The organism is Pseudomonas sp. EpS/L25 (genome assembly GCF_001512295.1).
In the GTDB taxonomy this organism is placed as follows: Bacteria; Pseudomonadota; Gammaproteobacteria; order Pseudomonadales; family Pseudomonadaceae; genus Chryseomonas.
Genome location: NZ_LNUP01000015.1, coordinates 460208 through 478423, shown reverse-complemented (window position 1 = coordinate 478423; position 18216 = coordinate 460208). Strand labels below are relative to the sequence as shown.

The following is an 18216-nucleotide window of genomic DNA, read 5'->3' as shown; positions in this document are numbered from 1 at the left end:
GCACGGTGAAACCGGCGCCTTGAGGAGCCGGCATCGAAGTCGTTATTCCGGACGGGCGCGGGTGCTGACCAGCAGCGAAGCCAGGCTGGCGGCCTTGGGCTTCACCAGCCAGAACTTGCGCAGGTAGTCGTCCAGATTCTCATGGAGATGGCTGCCCCAGGCACTGCCGGTCTCGCGCACGTATTCGGCCAGCACCCCTTCCAGGTGGCTGCGATAGGCTTCCATGGCCTCGCTGTTGATGCGCTGGATCTCCACCAGTTCGTGGTTGACCCGGTCATAGAAGCCGTTGTCCAGGTCCAGCACATAGGCGAAGCCGCCGGTCATGCCCGAGCCGAAGTTGTAGCCGGTCTTGCCCAACACGCAGACGAAACCGCCGGTCATGTATTCGCAGCAATGGTCACCGGTGCCCTCCACCACGGTATGGGCCCCGGAGTTACGCACTCCGAAGCGCTCACCGGCGGTACCGGCCGCGAACAGCTTGCCACCGGTGGCGCCATAGAGGCAGGTGTTGCCGATGATGGCCGATTCCTGGCTCTTGTAGCCCGCGCCCTGGGGCGGGGTGATGACCAGCTTGCCACCGGTCATGCCCTTGCCCACGTAGTCGTTGGCATCGCCTTCCAGATACAGATGCAGGCCGCCGGCGTTCCAGACGCCGAAGCTCTGGCCGGCGGTGCCCTTGAAACGGAAGGTCAGCGGGGCCTTGACCATGCCCTGGTTGCCGTGACGCCGGGCGATTTCGCCGGAGACACGGGCACCGATGGAGCGGTCGCAGTTGCCGATGCTCAGGCTGAAGTCACCGCCTTCGAGCTTTTCGATCCCCGGCAGCGCCAGGCGCACCATCTCCTCGGCCAGCAGGCCCTGGTCGAAGGGCGGGTTCTTCTCCACCTGGCAGAACTGCGGCTTCTCGGCCGGGATAAGGTCGCTACCCAGCAGCGGCGTGAGGTCCAGGTGCTGCTGCTTGGCGGTCTCGCCCGGCAGGATTTCCAGCAGGTCGGTGCGGCCGATCAGCTCGCCCAGGCTGCGCACGCCCAGCCTGGCCAAGCACTCGCGGGTTTCCTCGGCGATGAAGGTGAAGAAATTCATCACCATCTCCACCGTGCCGATGAAGTGTTCCTTGCGCAGCCGGTCGTTCTGGGTGGCCACGCCGGTGGCGCAGTTGTTCAGGTGGCAGATACGCAGGTACTTGCAACCCAGGGCGATCATCGGCGCGGTGCCGAAGCCGAAGCTCTCGGCGCCGAGGATGGCCGCCTTAATCACATCCAGGCCGGTCTTCAGGCCGCCGTCGGTCTGCACCCGTACCTTGCCGCGCAGGTCGTTGCCCCGCAGCGTCTGGTGCGCCTCGGCCAGGCCCAGTTCCCAGGGCGAGCCGGCGTACTTGATGGAGGTCACCGGCGAAGCGCCGGTACCACCGTCGTAGCCGGAGATGGTGATGAGGTCGGCATAGGCCTTGGCCACGCCGGCGGCCACGGTGCCCACACCAGGCTCGGAGACCAGCTTGACCGATACCAGCGCCTTGGGATTGACCTGCTTGAGGTCGAAGATCAACTGGGCCAGGTCTTCGATGGAATAGATGTCGTGGTGCGGCGGCGGCGAGATCAGGGTCACGCCGGGTACCGCATAGCGCAGCTTGGCGATCAGGCCGTTGACCTTGCCGCCGGGCAGCTGGCCGCCCTCGCCGGGCTTGGCGCCCTGGGCCACCTTGATCTGCAAGACCTCGGCGTTGACCAGGTACTCGGGGGTGACGCCGAAGCGGCCGGTGGCCACCTGCTTGATCTTGGAGCTCTTCACCGTGCCGTAGCGCGCCGGATCTTCGCCACCCTCACCGGAGTTGGAGCGACCGCCCAGGCGGTTCATGGCCTCGGCCAGGGCCTCGTGGGCCTCCGGCGACAGGGCGCCCAGGGAGATGCCGGCGGCGTCGAAGCGGGTGAAGATGTTGGCCAGCGGCTCGACCTCTTCCAGCGCCAGGGGCTGGTCGCTGGTCTTGACCTTGAGCAGGTCGCGGATCATCGCCACCGGACGCTGGTCCACCAGCGCGGTGTATTCGCGGAACTTGGCGTAGTCGCCCTGTTGCACGGCGGCCTGCAGCAGGTTGACCACGTCCGGGTTGTAGGCGTGGTACTCGCCACCGTAGACGAACTTGAGCAGGCCACCCGGCTGGATCGGCTTGCGGTTGTTCCAGGCTTCGCCGGCCAGCAGCTTCTGCTCGGCTTCCAGGTCGACGAAACGCGCACCCTTGATGCGGCTGGTGACGCCGGGGAAGCAGAGGTCGGTGACCTCGTCCGCCAGGCCCACGGCCTCGAACAGCTGGGCGCCACGGTAGGAAGCGACGGTGGAGATGCCCATCTTGGAGATCACCTTGAGCAAGCCCTTGGTGATGCCTTTGCGGTAGTACTTGAACACCTCGTAGAGATCGCCCAGCACCTCGCCGGTGCGGATCAGGTCGCCCAGCACTTCGTAGGCCAGGAACGGATAGACCGCGGTGGCGCCGAAGCCCAGCAACACGGCGAAGTGGTGCGGATCGCGGGCGGTGGCGGTCTCCACCAGGATGTTGCTGCTGGTGCGCAGCCCCAGGTTGACCAGGTGGTGGTGCACGGCGCCGGTGGCCAGCACCGCGTGTACCGGCAGCTTGCCCGGCTCGATGTGGCGGTCGGTCAGCACCAGCAGTACCTTGCCGGCACGCACGGCTTCCTCGGCCTGCTCGACGATGTTGCGCAGCGCCGCCTCGAGGCCCATGGACTCGGGGTAGTTGAGATCGATCTTCACATGCTCGAAGCCGGGCTTGGGCATGTTGAGGATGGTCCGCCACTTGGCCGGTGAGATCACCGGACTGCTCAGGATGGCGCGATCGGCGTGCTCGGCGGTTTCCTCGAAGACGTTGCGCTCGGCGCCCAGGCAGGTTTCCAGGGACATGACGATGGACTCGCGCAGCGGGTCGATCGGCGGGTTGGTGACCTGGGCGAATTGCTGGCGGAAATAGTCGTAGGGCGAGCGGACGCGCCGCGACAGCACCGCCATGGGGGTGTCGTCGCCCATGGAGCCGACGGCTTCCTGGCCCTGCTCGCCCAGCGGACGCAGCACCTGGTCACGCTCCTCGAAGGTGACCTGGAACATCTTCATGTACTGGCGCAGCTGATCCTGGTCGTAGAAGGCCGAACCATGGTCATGGTCCTCCAGGGTCGCCTGGATGCGCATGGCGTTCTTGCGCAGCCACTGCTTGTAGGGATGCCGCGCCTTGAGGCGGTTGTCGATGTCGTCGGTCTGCAGGACCTCACCGGTCTCGGTATCCACCGCGAGGATCTGGCCCGGACCGACCCGGCCCTTGGCGATGACGTCATCGGGCTGGTAGTTCCAGACGCCGACTTCCGAGGCCAGGGTGATGTAGCCGTTCTTGGTGGTCACCCAGCGAGCCGGACGCAGGCCGTTGCGGTCGAGCAGGCAGACGGCGTAGCGGCCTTCGGTCAGCACCACGCCGGCCGGACCGTCCCAGGGCTCCATGTGCATGGAGTTGAATTCATAGAAGGCGCGCAGATCGGCGTCCATGGTCTCGACGTTCTGCCAGGCCGGCGGAATGATCATGCGCACGGCGCGGAACAGATCCATGCCGCCGGTCACCAGCAGCTCCAGCATGTTGTCCATGCTCGAGGAGTCGGAACCCACGCGGTTGACCAGCGGACCGAGCTGGTCGAGGTCCGGGATCAGTTCGTTGACGAACTTGGTCCGCCGCGCCTGGGCCCAGTTGCGGTTGCCGGTGATGGTGTTGATCTCGCCATTGTGGGCGAGATAGCGGAAGGGCTGCGCCAGCGGCCACTTCGGCAGGGTGTTGGTGGAGAAGCGCTGGTGGAACACGCAGATGGCGGTAGCCAGGCGCGGATCGCCGAGATCCGGATAGAAGGCGGCCAGATCCGCCGGCATCATCAGGCCTTTATAGACGATGACCTTGGACGACAGGCTGCAGATGTAGTGCTCGGCATCCTCGGCGTTGCGTACCGAGGAGCGGCGGCGAGCGGAGAACAGCTTGACCCCGAACTGCTGGTCGTCGAGGCCGGGGCCGGCGACGAACACCTGCTCGATGCGTGGCAGCCGGGCCAGGGCCAATTCACCCAGCACGGAGGTATCGATGGGTACCTTGCGCCAGCCGACCAGGGTCAGGCCGGCGGCCTCGATCTCCAGGTTCATGTTGGCACGGGCCCGTTCGGCACGGGCCTCGTCCTGGTTGAAGAACACCACGCCCGCGGCGTACTGCTCGGGCAACTCGGCACCGAACTGCTCCTGGGCCACGGCGCGCAGGAAGGCGTCCGGCTTCTGCATGAGCAGACCGCAACCGTCGCCGGTCTTGCCATCGGCGTTGATACCGCCCCGGTGGGTCATGCAGGTCAGGGCTTCGATGGCCGTTTCCAGCAGGTCATGGCTGGGCTCGCCCTGCATATGGGCGATCAGGCCGAAGCCGCAGTTGTCCTTGAAGCTATCGGGATTGAACAGGCCTGCTTTCATAGCGCTCTCACCGGCAATCAGGTTATTGCGAAGGCATCACAAAACGGTCCGTTTATTTGAACTTTTTTCGGACAGTCAAAGGCCGTCCAGTGTAGCGAAAAAAATGGCTTCGACAAACACCGATGACACCTAATGAAAATTCAATGACGCAAAAAAGAAAGCCCCAGCGTCACTCTCGTGATAGCACCGGGGCTTTAGTTTCGTGTCAAGCAAGAATCAACGACTGGTCGCGATGTCCTGCTGAATGCTGGCGAAGGTACGCGGCCAGGGTTTGCTGGCCTGGACCTTGGCCGGCAGTTGCTTGACCGCTGCCTCGGCCGCCGCGCGATTGGCGAAGCTGCCGTAGGTCACCACATAGAGCGCCTTGCCCTGGTAGCTCTTCTTGAAATAGCGGAAGTTGCCACTGTCGGCCTGGCTGGCGATGAAAGCCTGAGCAGCCTTCTCGGTGCTGGTCCCCACCACCTGCAGGGCGTACTTGCTGCCGGACTGGCTGCCGTACCAACCTGCGCCAGCACCACCGGCGGCATGGGTCGGCGCCGCGACTGGAGCGGGCTTGGCGGGTGCCGGGGCCGACGTCGTCGGGGCAGGCGCCGTGTGCTTGGGCGCGGGTGCGGCGACCACCGGGGCGCTGGGCGCCGGCGTCCGCGCGGGCGTGCGGCTGGGCAGTTCGTCCTCGTCGCTGATCGGCGGCGCGTCCGTGGTCACGGTCGGCGGCACTCCGCCCGCACCCAGGTCATTGCCCGCCGCGGTACCGGCCTGACGACCACCGGCCGCTTCCGCCAGGGGCTCGCGAATCACCGGCTGCGAGTCACCTACCAGCGGTAGGGGCAGCGGCTTGGAAGAGCCATCGAACTGGATAGGGGCGCCCTGGGCCTCCTTGTTGGCCGCCGCCGAGCCCTGACCACCCAGCGGCAGCGCCTGACCGCTCGCGGCAGTGGTCGGCGCCTCGCTCTTGCCGCCCTTGAGCGACAGTGCCGCGGCACCCACCGCCAGCACCACGACGCCCAGGATGACCAGATGCTTGCGCGGCAGGGCGGCCAGCAGGTTACGCGATCCCTTGGCCGGCGCCGCAGCCTTCTTGCGGCGGGCGCTCATGCCAGCCACCAGGACATCCCGCGCCTCTTCGTTGAGCCGTCCCGGCCAACCGCCGGAACGCTCGTGGATAGTCGCGAGCTGCTCGTCGGTGAAGATCTCCAGACCCTGGCCGGCACCTTCCAGGCGCTGGGCCAGATACTCTTCGGCCTCGCTCTCGCTGTAGGGCAGCAACTCGATGGCGTGATAGCGCTCTTCACCCTGGGCGATGTCCTCCAGGCGCATCACCACTTCCGCCTCGCCGAACAGGAAGACGTGCAGGCGCTCCTTTTCGGCGCCACCGGCCAGCTCCAGCAGGGCTTCCAGCGCGGGGGTGGCCAACGCTTCGGCGTCATCCACCAGGATGTAGACCTCCTGCCCCGCCAGGCGCACTTCCGCCGCCTGTTCGAGGATGGCCGCTGGGGTCTGGCTGCTCGCCCCGACCCCCTTGGCGATCTGGCCCAGCACGGTACGGACGTCGCCGCCGTTCTGCGCGGAGATCACCACGCAATGCACGGCCTCCTTCTTGGTGCTGGCCACCAGCGCCTGGCGCAGCAGCGTCTTGCCACTGCCCTGCGGACCGCTGACCACCAGCAGCAGCTGGCTGTAGCGTGCCAGGTGGTGCAGTTGCCCCAGCACTGGCTTGCGTTGCGCCGGGAAGAACTTGAAGCCGGGCACCCGAGCGGCGAAGGGATCGTGAGTGAACTGATAGTGACCGAGGAAGGCTTCGTCGGCGTGCAGATTGGACATGGGACTCTCTTGTTCTCCTTACTGGGCGGTCAGCGCTTGGTAATCGGTACGCAGCGTCTGCTCGAGAATGTCGCGGGCGAAGTCGGCGGTCACCACGGCCTGGCCCAGGTCACTGAGCAGCACCAGCCGGAGTTGTCCATCCAGGACCTTCTTGTCCACCGCCATGAGGCGTTCGAAATCGGCCGGCTGCATGTCCGCCGGCGGCACCACGGGAAGCCCTGCCCGCACCAGCAGGCGAATGGCGCGGTCGCGCTGCTCGGTGCTCAACCAGCCCAGCAGCACGGACATTTGCAATGCCATCACCATCCCGGCCGAGACGGCTTCGCCATGCAGCCAGACGCCATAGCCCTGGTGGGTCTCGATGGCGTGGCCAAAGGTATGGCCAAGGTTGAGGATCGCCCGCAAGCCCGACTCCCGCTCATCGCTGCCCACCACCGCGGCCTTGGCCGCGCAGGAGCGTTCGATGGCTTCGGTGAGCGCCGCCTGGTCGAGGGACCGCAGGGCCTCGACGTGCTCTTCGAGCCAGCCGAGGAAGGGCTCGTCGCAGATCAGGCCGTACTTGACGACTTCTGCCAGACCCGCCGACAACTCGCGCGTCGGCAGCGTGGACAGGCTGTCGGTATCGATGACTACCGCCTTGGGCTGGTAGAAGGCACCGATCATGTTCTTACCCAGCGGGTGGTTGATGCCGGTCTTGCCGCCTACCGAGGAATCCACCTGGGACAGCAGCGTGGTCGGCACCTGGATGAAGTCCACGCCGCGCTGGTAGCAGGCCGCGGCGAAACCGCCCATGTCGCCGATCACCCCGCCACCCAGGGCGATGAGGGTGGTCTTGCGGTCGTGGCGGTCCTGCAGCAGTCCATCGAAGATCAGTTGCAGGGTTTCCCAATTCTTGTGCCCCTCGCCATCGGGCAGCACGATCGAGCTGATCGGTCGGTCGCCTAGCGTCTGCATCAGACGCTCCAGATAGAGCGGCGCGATGGTGTCGTTGGTGACGATGGCCACCTTGCGCCCGGCGAGATGGGGCAGGAAGCATTCCGGGCGATCCAGAAGGCCCTGGCCGATATAGATCGGGTAGCTGCGCTCACCGAGCTCGACGTGAAGAGTCCGCATGCCGTCACCTTGATTCAAAGGGCGCCTAGCATAGCGCAGAACGCCGTCGGCTTTAATGCGGCGCCAGGGCTTTCAGACGGTCGAGTATCTGCAGGACCACCAGCCGTGGCGGCCGCTCGTCGGTTTCGATGACGATGTCGGCGATTTCGCGATAGAGCGGATCGCGCATGGCCATCAGGTTGCGCAGTACCGCCGCCGGATCGGCCGTCTGCAACAGCGGTCGGTTGCGATCCCGCGCGGTTCGCTCGATCTGCTGCTCGATGGAGGCATGCAGATAGATCACCCGGCCACCGCGCTTGAGCGCCTGGCGATTGTCCTCACGCAGGACCGCTCCGCCTCCGGTCGCCATGACCAGGCCGTTTTCGGCGCACAGGTCGGCGATCGCGGCACTTTCGCGCTCACGAAAGCCCTGCTCGCCTTCCACGTCGAAGATCCAGGGAATGTCGGCACCGGTACGTTCTTCGATTACCTTGTCGGAATCCTTGAACGGCAACCGTAATTCCTTCGCCAGGAGCCGACCGATGGTGCTCTTGCCCGAGCCCATCGGTCCTACCAGAAACAGATTACGCACTTATGTCATCGACCAACCGCTATCGCCTGGTTGTTCATGATACGCGGCGTGAGGAAGATCAGCAGCTCCACTTTGCTGTCGGTGACCGCATCCCGGCGGAACAGCCGCCCTACGTAGGGAATGTCGCCCAGCATGGGCACCTTGATGGTGGAGCGGGTCTGGGTATTGGAGAACACCCCACCCAGCACGATGGTCTCGCCATCGCTCACCAGCACCTTGGCATTGACCTCGTTCTTGCTGATCGGCGGTACGCCGTTCAGGGCATTCTGGTAGTCCGGTGCATCCTTGTTGACCTTGACCTCCATGATGATGCGATTGTCCGGCGTGATCTGCGGCGTCACCTCCAGCGACAGGGCGGCCTGCTTGAAGCTGGTGCTGGTGGCGCCACTGGAGCTGGCCTCCTGGTAGGGTATCTCGGTACCGCGCAGGATCTTGGCGGTCTCCTTGTCCGAGGTCACCACCTTGGGCTGGGAGATGATTTCGCCGTTACCGCTGGCCTGGAGAGCGGACAGTTGCAGATCGAGCATCTTGCCGCCGACCATGAAGCCGACCCCGATACCCGAGGTACTGCCGCTGACGCCCATGTCGACGAAGGGCGTCGGCGCCACCCCGCTGGTCGCGGTGTAATTACCGATGGTGGTCGTACCCGGCAAGTAGACTTGGCCTGTCGTCTGGTCGACCGTGGTGGCACCATCCTTGCCGTAGACAGCGAAGTTACCTGAAGTTGCAGCGCCGCCCCAACGTACCCCCAGCTGCTTGCTGTAGTCCACATTGGCTTCCACCAGCCGCGCCTCGATCATCACCTGGCGCACCGGGATGTCCAGCTGGGAAACGATCCGCCGTAGCTCGTCCAGGCGGTTCTGGGTCTGGTAGGCGATGATGCTGTTGGTGCGCTCGTCCACCGAGATGGAGCCCCGCTCATCGGCGGTCTTGTCGGCACTGGTGACCGACTGGAACAGCTTGGCGATGTCGGCGGCCTTGGCATAGTTGACCTGGATGAGGTCACGGCGCAGGGGGGCCAGTTGCTGGATCTGCTTCTGGGACTCCAGCTCCTGGCGCTCGCGGGCCGCGATCTCGTCGGCCGGGGCCACCAGCAGGACGTTGCCGATCTGGCGCTTGTCCAGACCCTTGGTCTTGAGGATCAGGTCCAGGGCCTGGTCCCAGGGCACGTTCTGCAGGCGCAGGGTGATGTTGCCCTGCACGGTGTCGCTCGCCACCAAGTTGAGGTTGGTGAAGTCGGCGATCAACTGCAGCACCGAGCGTACGTCGATGTCCTGGAAGTTGAGCGACAGCTTCTCGCCGGTGTAGGTGAAGCGATCGGCGGCGCGCTTTTCCTTCTCCTCGGTGGTGAGCGGCTTGACGCTCAGGGTCAGGCGATTGTTGGTCTGGTAGGCCAGGTAGTCGTAGGTTCCGGTCGGCTCGATGACGATGGAGGCGCCGCTGCTGTCAGCCGAGGCATTGACGAACTGCACCGGGGTGGCGAAATCCTTGACGTCCAGCCGCACACGCAATTCCTCGGGCAACTGGGTACCGGCGAAGGCCAGGCGGATCTTGCCGCCCTGCTCCTGGATGTCCGGATTGATGCCGGTCTCGCTCAGGTCGATGACCACGTTGCCCTCACCCTGGGGACCCCGTTGGAAATCGATATGGCGGATCGCCTTGCCACGCAGTTGCGGCCGGGCAGCGGTCATGGCCGCCACGCTGGACGTCGCCGGGGTGGCTGGCGAGACCGTCCGTGCCACGCCGCCCGTCGTCGGGGCGGTCACGGTGGCGGGAGCGGCAGCGCGCGGCAGATTGGGCGTCAGGCCACCCTGGGCGGCGGCCGTCTGACCGCCCGCCGTGCCACCGATGGTGACGAAGAGATTGCGCCCGTCGACGCGGGTATCGTAGCTGGCCAGATTGGTGAGGTTGATGATCAGCCGGGTGCGGTTGCCCGCCTCGACCACCGTCACGCTGCGAGCATTGCCGTTGCCCAGGTCGCGGCTCTTGGTACCCAGCTTGTTGGAGACCCCAGGCAGGTCCAGGGCGATGCGCGCCGGCTGCTCGATGGTATAGCCCTTGGGCACGGCGACCGGCTGGTCGAAGGTCAGCTTGAGCTCGACGCGATCCCCGGGCAGGGAGGCGACGTTCAAGGCCTGCAGATCCGCCGCCAGGACCTGGCCGGCCAGGCTGCTCAGCAGCAGGGCCAGGCCCAGTCCCAGTCGTCCCGCGATAGTAGTGTTCACAGTGCTCGCCCTGCCCATTTAAGTCTTTTCCTTCAAGGTGATGGTGCGCGGCCGTTCCAGCCAGCCACCCTCGCCATCCGGGACGATTTCGATCACGTCGATCTCACCGTCGGTAATCTTGGTGATGCGTCCGTCGTTACGCCCCAGGTAATCCCCTACCTTGACGCGATGCACGCCTCCGGCACCGTTGACCAGCGCATAGCGGCCACTGGCATTGGCCAGGATGCCCACCATGCTGAAGGTTTCGATATTGAAGCCTTCGAGAAACTGCTTGGGCCGATTCACGTCCGGCTTGATGTTGCCGGTACCGCGCTGGCGTACCGTGGGATCGATGCGTACCGGTGCCTGGAAGGGGCTGCGCAGTGCGGCTGCGGCATAGGTGAAGGGCTCGTAGGCGCGAAACTGCGGCAGCGGCTCGATGGAGCCCCGCGGCTTGGCACGGGTCTCGTCCATGAACGCCTGCAGATCGCTGGTATCGCTGGAACCGCAACCGACCAGTACGGTGGTCAGCAGGCAGAGCAACAGGGGCGTTCTCATTTGCCGAGCCCCTTGTCGTTGTAGCGATAGGTCTTGGCCAGGACGTTCATGCGCAACTTGCCACCGCCGCCGGAAACGGAACCGCCATTGGCATTCTTGTCATCCACTGGTTTGAGATCGAAGTCATGCAGGGTGACGATGCGCGGCAGGCTGGACACGCTGCTGACGAAGGTCGCCAGGTCATGATAGCTACCGACGACGGTGATCTGGATCGGCAACTCGACATAGAACTGCTGCGTCACCTCCGGCAGCAGCTTGATCTGCTCGAACTCGAGACCACTGCCGAGTCCGGTACGGGTGATGTCTTCCAGCAGCGCGGGCACCTCGGTGTCGCCCGGCAATTGGCGCAGCAGGGCGCCGAAGGATTCCTCCATCTCCACCATCTGCTGCTTGTAGGCATCCAGGTTGGCGGCCTGGAAGGCCTTGCTGGCGTATTGCTGCTTGAGGGCCTCTTCCTGGGACCTCTGGCTGTCCAGCTGCGCTTCCATGTCGCTGAGGTGGAACTGGTAGCCGAGCAGCAGCACCACCAGCACAATCAGCAGACAGGCGATGACCTTGATCGGCTTGGGCCAGGAACCGAGGTTCTCGAAGTCCAGGTCATTGATGTCGATCTTGCGCAGACCGGCCAGGGAATCGGCGAGACTCATGGTTTGCCTCCCTTGGCGAGCGGTGCCGGCGTGGGCGCAGGACCACCGGGCTGGGTCTGCTTGACGGTGAGCTGGAAGGTGTTGGCCTGGTCCACCGCACCCGCGGTGGTCGCCTTCACCTCGATCAGCGTAGGCGAGGCGAACCAGTCCGAGGCATCCAGGTTACGCATCAGGTTGGAGACCCGGTTATTGGATTCCGCCTCGCCACTGATCGACAGGGTGTCGCCCTGCATCTTCAGCTCGCGGAAGAACACGCCGTCCGGCAGCGTCCGCACCAGTTGATCGAACACATGGCCGATGACCGGGCGGTTGCCCTGCAGGTCCTGGATGATCTTCATCCGCGCCAACAGCTGCTGGCGCCGGGTCTTGAGTTCGCTGATCTCCTTGATGCGCACGTCCAGTTGGGCGATGTTCTGCTGGATGAAGGCATTGCGTGCCTCCTGCCGGGCGATTTCCCCGGACAGGTACTGATCGGCCAGGAACACGGCGCCGCACGACAGCACGAAGATGCCGCCCAGGATCACCAGGAACTGCTTGCGCCTTTCTTCGCGCAGCTGCTCCCGCCAGGGCAAGAGGTTGATGCGGGCCATCTAGTCGAAACTCCTCATGGCCAGGCCACAGGCGATCATCAGCGCCGGGGCATCCCCCGTCAGGGCCGCCGCGTTGACCTTGTTGCTGACGGCCATGTCGGCAAAGGGGTTGGCGAGAACGGTCGGGGTGCCGATTTTCTGCTGGATCAAGCGGTCGAGTCCGGAAATTGACGCTGTTCCTCCCGCAAGCAAGATGTAGTCCACATCATTGTATTGCCCGGCGGCGAAGAAGAACTGCAGCGAACGCGCCACCTGCTGCACCACCGCTTCGCGGAAGGGGGTCAGGACCTCGCTCTGATAATCGTCCGGCAGCCCGCCCTGTTTCTTGGCCAGACCGGCCTCTTCCACCGACAGGCCATAGCGCCGCTGGATTTCCTCGGTCAGCTGACGGCCGCCGAACAACTGCTCGCGGGTGTAGATGGTCTTGCCGTTGTGCAGCACGCTCAGGGTGGTCATGGTGGCGCCGATATCGACGACCGCCACGGTCAGATCATCGACGTGGCCACCCAACTGGTTGGCGAGCAACTGGTAGGCCCGCTCCATGGCATAGGCCTCGACGTCGACCACCTTGGCCGAGACGCCAGCCAACGCCAGCGCCGCTTCCCGGACCTCGACGTTTTCCTTCCGGCAGGCGGCGAGCAGCACCTCGACGCGCTCGGCGTTGCGCGGCGACGGCCCCTGCACCTCGAAGTCGATGGCGACCTCGTCCAGCGGATAGGGGATGTACTGATCGGCTTCGAGCTTGATCTGGTTTTCCAGCTCGTCGTCGGACAGGCCGGCATCCATCTCGATGGTCTTGGCGATCACCGCCGACCCCGAGACGGCCACCGCCGCGCTGCGAGCGGACGTGCGCGCCTTCACCAGCACCCGCCCGATGGCCAGGCCCACGCCTTCCAGCTCGGCGATGTTCTTCTCGACTACGGCATTGGCCGGCAGGGGTTCCACCGCATAGGCTTCGACGCGATAGCGCCCGCCCGAACGGCTCAGCTCGATGAGTTTCACGGATGTCGAACTGACGTCGATACCCAGCAGCGTATTCGCCTTCTTTCTGAATAGCCCTAGCACATCAGTTCCCTATGAGCGACGGTGGTGTTCCGCGGACGCGCATTAGATAACAGACTTGACACCCGAGCAAATAGCGGCCAACCGCCAAACGCGCCTATAATGGCGACGCCGTGTAGGCTGACCGTCACCTGTCGCCCTTTCCCTCTTTCCATTCGAAAAGTCTCTTGATGCGTGTTCTGAAGTTTTTCTGGTGGTCGCTGGTCGCCCTGGTCTGCAGCCTGTTGCTGGGCCTGAGCGGCGCCTTCCTCTACCTTAGCCCCAGCCTGCCCTCCATCGACGCCCTGCGTAACGTCCAGCTGCAGATCCCGCTGCGGGTGTACAGCGCCGATGGCAAACTCATCGCCGAATTCGGTGAGATGCGCCGCTCGCCGCTGCGCTTCAGCGAAATTCCGCCCGATTTCATCCATGCCTTGCTCTCCGCCGAAGACGACAACTTCGCCAACCATTATGGCGTCGATGTGAAAAGCCTGATGCGCGCGGTGAGTCAGCTGGTCAAGACGGGACACATCCAGACCGGCGGCAGCACCATTACCATGCAGGTCGCCAAGAACTACTTCCTTACCAGCGAGCGTAGCTTCTCGCGCAAATTCACCGAGATTCTGTTGGCCCTGCAAATCGAGCGCCAACTGACCAAGGACGAGATCCTCGAGCTCTACGTCAACAAGATCTACCTGGGCAACCGCGCCTACGGCATCGAGGCCGCCGCCCAGGTCTACTACGGCAAATCCATCAAGGACCTGACCATCGCCCAGATGGCGATGATCGCCGGCCTGCCCAAGGCGCCGTCGCGTTACAACCCGGTCGCTAACCCTGAGCGTAGCCTGGAAAGACGCAACTGGATTCTCGAACGCATGTTCAAGCTCGGCTACATCGACCAGGCGGCCTACCAGGCCGGCATCGCCGAGCCGCTCGAGGCCTATCACCACGTCGCCGTGCCGGAACTCAATGCCCCCTACATCGCCGAGATGGCACGGGCGGAGATGGTCGGGCGCTACGGCGGCGACGCCTACACCGACGGCTATCAGGTCTACACCACCATCGACAGCCGGCTGCAGACTTCCGCCTTCGAGGCCGTGCGCGACGGCCTGACCGACTACGACCGCCGCCACGGCTATCGCGGCCCCGAGGCCCAGTGGCCGAACCAGAGTCGCGCCGAGTGGGCCGCCCTGGTCCAGAAGCAGCGCATCGTCGGCGGCCAGGACCCGGCCGTGGTCACCCAGGTGGAGAAGAGCGGCATCCTGGTCATGACCCGCGAAGGCAAGGAAGAGGCCGTGTCCTGGGAGTCCATGAAGTGGGCCCGCCCCTATCTCAGCGCCAACAGCCTGGGCCCTCGCCCGAATGGCCCCGCCGATGTGGTCAAGGTCGGCGACCTGGTTCGCGTGCAGCGCCAGGCTGACGGCAGCTTGAAGTTCTCGCAGATCCCCAAGGCGCAGAGCGCCCTGGTGTCCCTCGACCCGCAGGATGGCGCCATTCGCGCCCTGATCGGTGGCTTCTCCTTCGAACAGAGCAACTACAACCGGGCGACCCAGGCGCGGCGCCAGCCTGGCTCCAGCTTCAAGCCGTTCATTTACAGCGCGGCGCTGGAAAAGGGCTTCACCGCGGCCAGCCTGGTCAACGATGCACCCATCGTCTTCATGGACGAGAATCCCGACGAAGCCTGGCGCCCGAAGAACGACAACAACACCTTCCTCGGCCCGATCCGGCTGCGCGAGGCGCTCTATCGCTCGCGCAACCTGGTGTCCATCCGCGTACTGCAGGCCATCGGCATCGACTATGCCCTGGACTACGTCAGCCGCTTCGGCTTCGAGCGAGACCAGTTGCCGCGCAACCTGTCCCTCGCCCTGGGCACCCCGGGCCTGACCCCCCTGGAAGTGGCCACCGGCTGGTCGGTATTCGCCAACGAGGGCTACAAGGTGACGCCCTACGTGGTCGACCATGTGGCCGATCGTGACGGCAAGGTGGTCTATCGGGCCGCACCGCCGCGTGTCCCCCAGCAGCCCCAGGCACAGGCGGCGGCGGACGTCCAGGTCACGCCGGCGGCGGATACCGCAACGGCGGATCCCGCCAATCCGGCCCCGGTGTTCGCGCCCCAGGTGATCGACCCGCGCAATGCCTACATCATGAACAGCATGCTGCAGGACGTGATCAAGCGCGGCACAGGCCGCAAGGCGCTGGAACTGGGACGCAACGACCTGGCCGGCAAGACCGGCACCACCAACGAATCCAAGGACACCTGGTTCTCCGGCTACAACGGCGACTACGTGACCACGGTTTGGGCGGGCTTCGACCAGCCCGACACCCTGGGCCGCCAGGAATTCGGCGGTACCGTCGCCCTGCCGATCTGGATGAGCTACATGGGCGCCGCGCTCAAGGACAAGCCGCCGCATCAGCTCAAGGAGCCGGACGGCATCGTTTCCATCCGGGTCGATCCCACCACCGGCCGTGCGGCGCCGCCTGGCACGCCCAACGCCTACTTCGAGCTGTTCAAGAGCGAGGACACTCCGCCCAGCCTGGACGAGCTGCCGCCCGGTGTGGCGCCCGGTACGCCGCTGCCCTCCAGCGAAACCGTGCCCATGGACATCTTCTGATCCCAGGCCAATAAAAAACCCCGCCGAGGCGGGGTTTTTTATTGCACCAGGACTTACTTGGCGAAGACGTCGTCCACCGACTTCAGCGGATAGTTCGCCGGGTAGGGCAGTGTGGCGACCCCGGTCTCGATGGCGGCCTTGGCCACGGCATCGGATACCAGGGTGATCAGACGCGCGTCCATCGGCTTGGGAATGATGTACTCGCGACCGAAGCTCAGGCTGTCGACGTTATAGGCCGCGCAGACTTCCTTGGGCACCGGCAGCTTGGCCAGGTCACGCAGGGCCAGGGCGGCAGCGATCTTCATCTCTTCGTTGATGACCCGGGCGCGGACGTCCAGGGCACCACGGAAGATGAAGGGGAAGCCCAGGACGTTGTTGACCTGGTTCGGATAGTCGGAACGGCCGGTGGCCATGATCACGTCGTCGCGGGTGGCGTGGGCCAGCTCGGGGGTGATTTCCGGATCCGGGTTGGAGCAGGCGAAGACGATGGGGTTGGCCGCCATGCGCTTGAGGCCTTCGGCCGACAGCAGGTTCGGACCGGACAGCCCGACAAAGACATCGGCACCCTCGAGGGCGTCGTCCAGGGTGCGCTTGCTGGTCTCGGTGGCGAAGGCCGCCTTGTACTGGTTCAGGTCGTTGCGGCCGCTGTGGACCACGCCCTGGCGGTCGACCATGTAGATGTTCTCGACCTTGGCACCCATGCTCGCCAGCAGGCGCATGCAGGAGATGGCGGCGGCACCGGCGCCCAGGCAGACGATCTTGGCGTCTTCCAGGCGCTTGCCGGCGATTTCCAGGGCGTTGAGCATGCCGGCGGCGGTGACGATGGCGGTGCCGTGCTGGTCATCGTGGAAGACCGGGATGTCGCACTGCTCGATCAGGGCGCGCTCGATCTCGAAGCACTCGGGTGCCTTGATATCTTCCAGGTTGATGCCGCCGAAGGTGATGGAGATGCGCTTGACGGTATCGATGAAGGCCTGGGGGCTCTCGGCGTCGACCTCGATGTCGAAGACGTCCACACCGGCGAAGCGCTTGAACAGCACGCCCTTGCCTTCCATCACCGGCTTGGAGGCCAGCGGGCCGAGGTTGCCCAGGCCGAGAATGGCGGTGCCGTCGGAAATCACGGCGACCAGGTTGCCCTTGCCGGTGTAGCGGTAGGCCAGTTCCGGATCGCGGCCGATCTCGCGGACCGGTTCGGCGACGCCGGGACTGTAGGCCAGGGACAGGTCACGGGCGGTTGCGGTGGGCTTGGTCAGCTCGACGCTGAGTTTACCGGGGCGCGGCTGGGCGTGGTATTCGAGGGCGGCGGTTTTGAGATCAGACATTATTGGTATATCCGCGTGGTGTGGGTCTTGGGTCGGGCGAGAATACGCAAAGACTCAAGGTGCCACAAGCAATCGGCCACCTGCCTGAAATCAATCGCAATACGACTTTCGGCTAAAACGATTCAACCCGCAGACCGAGCATGCGCGGGTCGTTCAGGGTCATCTGCCAGCGTGCCCGCCCCGCTTCCTGGCGCCGGCTGCGATCGGAAATCCAGCCACGTGCCTCGAGGTTGCGGCCGATCCACTGCCGCAGCGGCACGCCGTCGAAGGCGTCGACGAAACGATTGGGGACATTGACCACCAGGTCGCCTTCGAACTGCAGCCAGAGGCCGCCGCGATTGCGTTCGACGTCCTGCAGGCGACCCTGCACCACGGCGAAACCGCCTTCGGCGATACGGGTGGCGGCTATGGCCGGATCCTGCTTCCATACGCCGAGGCGTGCGTTGCGCGCCGCGCCTTCCGCCGCGGCCTGGCAGTCGGCCAGCCGGGTGTTGGGGGCGATGGCCACCGCGTAGCCGAGGCCTTCGGCGATCAGCTGCATTTCGAGATTGCGGCCCTGGCGATCATAAAGGTGCGCCAGGGTACGGCCGAAGCGGTCGGCCTGCTCGACACCGGGGACCAGCGTGAGGCGCTCGTCGCTGGCCTCGACCAGCGCCTGCAGGCGTCGCCGGGCGGCTTCGGCGTAGGGCTGGGCCGTACCGCCCGACTTGCCCAGCTCGGGGGCATTGACACCAATCAGGCGCACGGAGCGGCCGTCGACCAGGCGCAGGGTATCGCCGTCCACCACCTGCCGGACCGTCACCTCCTGCCCATTCGGCAGCAGGGGACATGCCGCGGCCAGGGCCTGAGGCGCCGTAACCAGTGCCCAAACGAAAAAGGCGCCCCAGAGGGACGCCTTGTTCAGTGTCGAGCCATACGGAGATGGTCGACGGCAGAGCATTACTTGCTGCTGCCGAACACGCCGAAGCGCTGCTTGAAGCGGTCGATACGGCCGCCAGCGTCCAGGACTTTCTGCTTGCCGGTGTAGAACGGATGGCATTCGGAGCAGACGTCCAGGTGAATGTTCTTGCTCAGGGTGGAGCGGGTCTTGATGACGTTACCGCAGCTGCAGGTCGCTTCGATGGCGTCGTACTGCGGATGGATGTCAGCTTTCATGGGGCTATCCTCGGGGTCTAGCTGTGCCGCCACCCGGCGCCATTGCCGGATACCGCACAGATTTGGGCTGAGAATCATACCAGAGCAGGTA

At 65.0% G+C, this 18216-nt stretch carries 13 protein-coding genes; 1 reads left to right on the top strand and 12 read right to left on the bottom strand.

Going from position 1 to position 18216, the window contains the following annotated elements; genetic code table 11:
• Window positions 1–42 precede the first annotated feature (42 nt).
• From gltB to AR540_RS18710, 9 genes are all read right to left on the bottom strand, one after another.
• Window positions 43–4491 (bottom strand): glutamate synthase large subunit, encoded by a 4449-nt coding sequence (gene gltB, locus AR540_RS18750; protein ID WP_059230899.1) that lies wholly within the window; start codon window positions 4489–4491, stop codon window positions 43–45.
• Between the two features lie 216 nt (window positions 4492–4707).
• Window positions 4708–6312 (bottom strand): AAA family ATPase, encoded by a 1605-nt coding sequence (locus tag AR540_RS18745; protein WP_059230897.1) that lies wholly within the window; start codon window positions 6310–6312, stop codon window positions 4708–4710.
• 18 nt (window positions 6313–6330) lie between these two features.
• Window positions 6331–7425: a 3-dehydroquinate synthase gene (gene aroB / locus AR540_RS18740; protein ID WP_059230894.1), complete on the bottom strand. Its 1095-nt coding sequence runs from the start codon at window positions 7423–7425 to the stop codon at window positions 6331–6333.
• Window positions 7426–7477: 52 nt separating this feature from the next.
• Window positions 7478–7996 (bottom strand): shikimate kinase AroK, encoded by a 519-nt coding sequence (gene aroK, locus AR540_RS18735; RefSeq protein WP_059230892.1) that lies wholly within the window; start codon window positions 7994–7996, stop codon window positions 7478–7480.
• A 5-nt stretch (window positions 7997–8001) separates the two neighbouring features.
• On the bottom strand, window positions 8002–10239 hold the full coding sequence (gene pilQ, locus AR540_RS18730) for a type IV pilus secretin PilQ (protein WP_082707046.1): 2238 nt from the start codon (window positions 10237–10239) through the stop codon (window positions 8002–8004).
• Complete coding sequence (locus tag AR540_RS18725) at window positions 10240–10758, bottom strand: pilus assembly protein PilP (protein WP_153014273.1); 519 nt, start codon at window positions 10756–10758, stop codon at window positions 10240–10242. It abuts the gene before it with no gap.
• Window positions 10755–11405, bottom strand: a complete 651-nt coding sequence (gene pilO / locus AR540_RS18720) for a type 4a pilus biogenesis protein PilO (protein ID WP_059230888.1) — start codon at window positions 11403–11405, stop codon at window positions 10755–10757. Before pilO ends, AR540_RS18725 begins: the two co-directional genes overlap by 4 nt.
• Window positions 11402–11995 carry a PilN domain-containing protein gene (locus tag AR540_RS18715; protein ID WP_059230885.1) on the bottom strand — a complete coding sequence of 198 codons (594 nt, stop codon included), beginning with the start codon at window positions 11993–11995 and terminating at the stop codon, window positions 11402–11404. The genes pilO and AR540_RS18715 overlap by 4 nt, the downstream gene beginning before the upstream one ends.
• Entirely contained in the window at window positions 11996–13060 is a 1065-nt protein-coding gene (locus AR540_RS18710; RefSeq protein WP_059230883.1) for a pilus assembly protein PilM, read from the bottom strand.
• Window positions 13061–13227: 167 nt separating this feature from the next.
• Here AR540_RS18710 and AR540_RS18705 point away from each other — a divergent pair, with 167 nt between their 5' ends.
• Entirely contained in the window at window positions 13228–15648 is a 2421-nt protein-coding gene (locus tag AR540_RS18705; protein WP_059230881.1) for a penicillin-binding protein 1A, read from the top strand.
• A 53-nt stretch (window positions 15649–15701) separates the two neighbouring features.
• On the opposite strand, the gene AR540_RS18700 is transcribed toward AR540_RS18705, so the two are convergent.
• The 3 genes from AR540_RS18700 to rpmE all read right to left on the bottom strand — a co-directional run bounded on the left by AR540_RS18700 (window position 15702) and on the right by rpmE (window position 18125).
• Window positions 15702–16970 (bottom strand): malic enzyme-like NAD(P)-binding protein, encoded by a 1269-nt coding sequence (locus AR540_RS18700; RefSeq protein ID WP_059230878.1) that lies wholly within the window; start codon window positions 16968–16970, stop codon window positions 15702–15704.
• A 112-nt stretch (window positions 16971–17082) separates the two neighbouring features.
• A complete protein-coding gene (locus AR540_RS18695; protein ID WP_059230875.1) occupies window positions 17083–17910 on the bottom strand; it encodes a thermonuclease family protein in 828 nt (275 codons plus the stop codon).
• Window positions 17910–18125, bottom strand: coding sequence for a 50S ribosomal protein L31 (rpmE, locus tag AR540_RS18690; RefSeq protein WP_007161618.1), 216 nt, complete (start codon window positions 18123–18125; stop codon window positions 17910–17912). Before rpmE ends, AR540_RS18695 begins: the two co-directional genes overlap by 1 nt.
• Between the last annotated feature and the right edge of the window lie 91 nt (window positions 18126–18216).